This is a genomic window from Bacteroidota bacterium, from assembly GCA_018698135.1.
Lineage (GTDB): Bacteria > Bacteroidota > Bacteroidia > CAILMK01 > JAAYUY01 > JABINZ01.
In genome coordinates this window covers 1-5,627 of record JABINZ010000226.1, presented here as the reverse complement: position 1 = coordinate 5,627, position 5,627 = coordinate 1, and the positions used below count along the sequence as shown (strand labels likewise).

The window sequence follows — 5,627 nt, the reverse complement described above, 5'->3', positions numbered from 1 at the left end:
TGAAATTAAAAAAGTTATCATCCCTTAAAAGGAACAACAACTTTCTTGTAAACTATTGATTCACCGAAGGATGATAACTTTAAAAAGGTAACTCATCATCACTAACATCCTGATTCATGTCAATATCATCAGGTGGCGTTTCTTGGTTGTAATCACTTGATGAACCTGCACCAGCTTCTACTTTCCATGCTTTGGCTTCAGTATACCAGCGGTTATTGTATTCGCGACTTTCAATATCAAAAAAAACAGTTACATCAGCATTTTCTTTTCCGCCAACTTGAGCCGCTTTATCACCCCACAAACTAAAGCAGACTTTTTTAGGATATTGTCCTGTTGTTTCAACTATAAATTCTTGTTTACGCCAAACACCGTTTTTACCTTCACCACTTTGCAATTCGAGAAGTTTTATTAATTTTCCTTTTAATTCCATTTAATTGTATGATTTTATTCAATTTAAAATACAAGAAGATATTAAAGATTACATTACAATAATATTTTTCCCATTAAACAAATGTACACGATTTTATTTATTTCCCCTGTCCTTAATGGGTAGGAATGAAATCATTTTGCTCCATTTAGGGTAGGGCAAACAAATTGATTTTCATATACATGAGTAATTTTTATATGTAAATTGGATTATTCTAAATCATTTTATTAATTTCATTTTCAAACTTAACCAATTAACCGAAAAAGCTTATTTTTAAGCCTTTATAATTCTTTCTTTAAAGCATCGAATTGAAAAAATCAATACTATTTCTATCTGCAATAATTGTATGTAATTTAATCGCAACTGCTCAACTCCCTAAGCATTATCGTTGTATTAAAACAAAACAATCAATAAAAATTGATGGCAGGATAGAAGAGGCTGCATGGGAAAAAGCAAATTGGACAGATAGTTTCTTGGATATTGAAGGGGATAAAATGCCTCAACCAGCCTATGAAACCAAAGTAAAAATGCTTTGGGATGATGAGTATCTTTATATCGCTGCTTATTTAGAAGAACCTCACATTTGGGCAACACTTCAACAACGAGATACCGTCATTTTTTATGATAATGATTTTGAGGTTTTTATTGATCCTGATAGTGATGGAAAGTTTTATGCAGAGTTGGAAATCAATGCCTTTGGGACAGAATGGGATCTATTGCTGAATAAACCTTATTCAAAGCAAGGAATTGCACTTAATCAGTTTGACATAGAAGGTTTAAAAACGGCTGTTCATATTGAAGGAACCATTAATAAAATGGATGATAAAGACAGATTTTGGAGCATTGAAATAGCCATTCCATTTGAATCTTTGAAATACTTACATGAGAAAAATATTATTCCTAAAAACAATGAAGTCTGGCGATTAAATTTTTCAAGAGTGCAATGGCACATTGAGACCTTTGGTAGTAGGTTTATAAAAATGTGTTATGAAGGAACAGTTAAGGAAATGCCTGAACAGAACTGGGTATGGAGTCCACAAGGAGAAATAAATATGCATATTCCACAAAAATGGGGGTATCTTTTATTTCAGGATTTTAACCTTTCAGAAAAGCTGTACAATAGGGAGGATTTGTTTTATTTAGAAAATAGTCACAGTCAAAAGCATTGGATTTGGATGCATGATAAAAAGGATTTTTCAACCGAAGATTGGGAAAATGCTTTTGCAAAAATTAGAAATGCAGGTTTTGATGCAGTTTTATTGGGTGCTGGCCTTGACCGTTTGAATGAAATTATTCCATTAGCCTTATTAAAAGGACTGGAAATTCATGCCTGGATGTGGACACTCAACTGCAATGACAAAAAGATAATTGAAAATCATCCTGATTGGTATAATGTTAATCGGAATGGTGATACAAGCTATAACAAGCCAGCTTATGTACCTTATTATAAATGGTTGTGCCCGTCAAATATGGAAGCGAGAGAATATGTAAATTCTAAAGTTAATGAATTATCGAAAATTAAAGGATTAGCAGGAATGCATCTCGATTATATTCGCCATCCAGATGTGATATTGCCCATTGCACTGCAACCTACATACGGTATTGTACAGGACAAAGAATATCCTGAATATGATTATTGCTATTGTGAAAACTGCAAAAGCAGGTTTAGGAAAGAGTATGGACTATCAGTTGATGAGATGGATGATCCAACTCAATCTAAGGAATGGAAGGAATTCAGATATAGTTTAATCAAGGAAGTTGTTGAAGGAGCAAATCAACATGTGAGTCCAGACAAAGAATTGAGTGCAGCCGTTTTTCCAACACCTCTACTTGCCAGAAAACTTGTGATGCAAGGCTGGGACGATTGGCCATTGGATTTGGTATTCCCCATGATATATCACAACTTCTATGATGAAGATATTGAGTGGATTGGAGAATCTGTTAAAGCTGGAGTAGATAGTATTGTTTTTCCACTTTATGCTGGATTATACATTCCAACCATGAATGCTGAAGAGATGAAAGATGCAATAAACGTTGCTTTGAAAAATGGAGCAAAAGGGATTTCTGTTTTTGATTACAATGCGATAAAGGATGAACATTGGAAGGTGTTGAAAGAGGTATTAAATGAGCAGATTAAATTTTAATAATATTTTGAAAAAGATGAGATCAAAAACTGTTTATTTATTTGTGTTGATACTTTTTGGTTTTGTGGGATTTGCACAGCAAAGTAAAAAGGAAATAAAACAAGACAATAAAAGAATACAGATATCATACGATGGGTCAGATTATTCTACGGTTGTATTTATTGCTACAAAACTGGTTTATAATAAGGTTGATCTCGATTCAAAAACGTTTGAATATTGGCTAAACTCCAGTTATCTACTTCATGATTTAGATGCTGCTTTGCAATGCTATGTATATTTTAAGCATAAAAACATTCCAACCAAGCTTGAAAAAAAAATCTCTTCTGAAGCCTTGGTTAAACTCAATAATCTTCAATTAATTTATGAACATTATCCTCAGGTTACTGAAGGAATTGATCATGATAAATCAAGATCTGAGAAGATTAATACCTTAAAAAATATAATAGAAATTGATCCAAATTATATCCAACCATATTACTATTTGGGTGGATTTCAGCTTAACAATAGAGAATATCAATCTGCAATAACCTCAATGAGGAAAGTATTGGAAGTAGATCCAAAGGTAACTTATGCCAGATTGGTAATTGCTACTGCACAATTTTATCTGAAGCAATATGAAAAATCTATTGCAGGTTTTGAATTATTGATAAAACGAGGTGAGAAAACAGAAGTAGTTTATTCAACAAAAGCATATGCTCATTACAATCTGAATCAATACGAGAAATCAATAGATTTAATTGAAAAGGCACTTAATTTAAATCAGCATAATAAGGAGTTTTGTAGACTTAAAGTTGCTTGCGAGAGGAAATTGGAAAAGCCAATGAACGAATTGGAAAGTCTGTTAAAGATTGTTGAATTCGACATTGATGATAAAATAGTTAATGACCGAATTGTTGAATTGGCTAATAAAATAGATGCAAAAAATGTAGTTCTTGTTTGTCTTGAAAAATGCATCGAAAAAGAGCCACAAAACCCCGGCTACTATTTGTTCAGAATCAGATTATATTCAAGCCAAAACCAAAATGAGTTTGAAAATGCCATGAGTGATTTTGATAAACTTATAAGTATGGATAGTCTAGATGCTCATTATTATTATTTAAAAGGAGTATTCATATATAACAGCAAAATTGAACTTCGAAAAGAACAAGCACAGGAAGTATTTGAAAAAGCATTGAGTTTAGATCCCTATTTTTTCAAAACATATGATTATATATGTCGTTTACATATGTGGGGTGACTCTAGAATTACCAAGAAATACAAAAAATTAGCAATAAAAAATCTGAACATTAAAGTAGCAAATAATCCGAAAGATGGCCAAGCTAGCTTTGACTTGGCTGAGGCTTATGATTTACCTCAAAATGGTTATGGTAGTGGCACAAAATACAGGGATTCCACATTGAAATATTATGATATGGCTTTGATTAATGATTTTGACTCTATGACTGTAATTGGTGAACGAAAGTATCTGTATTCACTTCTTGGGAAATATGAAAATTGTATTGAAGATAATCTTTGGATGATTGAACGATCGAATAATCCTTCCTATTTGATTAACTGTTATTATTCACTTGCAAACTGTTACGCACGTTTGGAGCAATATGAAAAAGAAAAGGAAGTTCTTTTGAAAATTAAAAAAGATTACCCAGATAGTTTTTTAGAAAAACGGCTAATTGAGGTGGACAAAAATATTAAAAGCACCCACCATAATTGACAATAAACCAATTACCTCTTATTTCCATGCTAAATTAGGAATATTGGTAGAAAGAGGTGTTCTGGATTTTTGATCTTTCTGAATAGTTTTATTGCTACTTTAATAATTATTTTTGACTTGCGTTTAGAAACTATAACAACCCACTTTTATGAGTGAATACATAGCCCCAGATCATTTTTTAGTTGATGATCTATTATCAGATGAACATAAAATAATTCGTCAATCTGTACGCGATTGGATTGACAGAGAATTCAAACCCATTATTGAAGATCATTACGAAAAGGCAACTTTTCCCCATCATTTATTGAAAGAAATGGGAAAGATGGGATTATTTGGACCCTTCATTCCACAAGAATATGGTGGTGCAGGTTTAGATTATATCTCCTACGGACTAATTATGCAGGAACTAGAGAGGGGAGACTCAGGTATTCGTTCAGCGGCATCTGTTCAAAGTTCATTGGTCATGTATCCTATTTATGCTTTTGGTTCAGAAGAACAGAAAAAGAAATATTTACCCAAATTGGCTTCAGCTGAAATGCTTGGTTGTTTTGGACTCACTGAGCCTGATCATGGATCTGATCCAGGAGGAATGAAAACGCATTTTGAAGACAAAGGCGATCATTATTTGTTGAATGGTGCCAAAATGTGGATTACCAATTCCACTGTAGCTGATGTAGCAGTAGTTTGGGCGAAAAATGAAGAAGGAAAGGTTCACGGACTTCTAGTTGAGAAAGGCATGGAAGGCTTTACTGCACCTGAAACACATGGAAAATGGTCATTACGTGCATCGGTAACAGGTGAACTTGTTTTTCAGGATGTGAAAGTGCCAAAGGAAAATTTGTTGCCGGGTGTAAAAGGTTTGAAGGGACCTCTGATGTGCCTTAATTCAGCTCGTTACGGAATTGCCTGGGGTGTTATTGGAGCTGCTATGGATTGCTTTGATGCAGCCAGAAGATACTCGTTGGAACGTAAGCAATTTAATAAACCCATTGCCTCATTCCAATTGCAACAAAAAAAATTAGCTGAAGCACTTACAGAAATTACCAAAGCTCAATTGTTAACCTGGCGTTTAGGAACTTTGAGAAATAAAGATAAAGCTACACCAGCGATGATTTCAATGGCTAAACGGAATAATGTAGAAATGGCATTAAAAATAGCTCGTGATTTACGACAGGTTTTAGGTGCGATGGGCATTACCAACGACTTCCCAATGATGCGGCATATGATGAATTTGGAATCGGTAATCACCTATGAAGGAACACATGATGTTCATTTATTAATAACTGGAATGGAGATTACGGGGATTTCTGCTTTTGAATAAAATTAGTTCATCCCTGACAGGGTT

The 5,627-nt window shown here is 33.6% G+C and carries 4 protein-coding genes; 3 read left to right on the top strand and 1 reads right to left on the bottom strand.

Going from position 1 to position 5,627, the window contains the following annotated elements:
* Positions 1 to 79: 79 nt before the first annotated feature.
* Positions 80 to 430 (bottom strand): DUF3127 domain-containing protein, encoded by a 351-nt coding sequence (locus HOG71_14370; protein ID MBT5992033.1) that lies wholly within the window; start codon positions 428 to 430, stop codon positions 80 to 82.
* A gap of 305 nt (positions 431 to 735) precedes the next feature.
* On the opposite strand from HOG71_14370, the gene HOG71_14365 reads away from it, so the two are divergent.
* The 3 genes from HOG71_14365 to HOG71_14355 all read left to right on the top strand — a co-directional run bounded on the left by HOG71_14365 (position 736) and on the right by HOG71_14355 (position 5,603).
* On the top strand, positions 736 to 2,571 hold the full coding sequence (locus tag HOG71_14365) for a family 10 glycosylhydrolase (GenBank protein MBT5992032.1): 1,836 nt from the start codon (positions 736 to 738) through the stop codon (positions 2,569 to 2,571).
* Complete coding sequence (locus HOG71_14360; GenBank protein MBT5992031.1) at positions 2,552 to 4,282, top strand: tetratricopeptide repeat protein; 1,731 nt, start codon at positions 2,552 to 2,554, stop codon at positions 4,280 to 4,282. The genes HOG71_14365 and HOG71_14360 overlap by 20 nt, the downstream gene beginning before the upstream one ends.
* Before the next feature lie 148 nt (positions 4,283 to 4,430).
* Positions 4,431 to 5,603: an acyl-CoA dehydrogenase gene (locus HOG71_14355; protein MBT5992030.1), complete on the top strand. Its 1,173-nt coding sequence runs from the start codon at positions 4,431 to 4,433 to the stop codon at positions 5,601 to 5,603.
* Positions 5,604 to 5,627 lie beyond the last annotated feature (24 nt).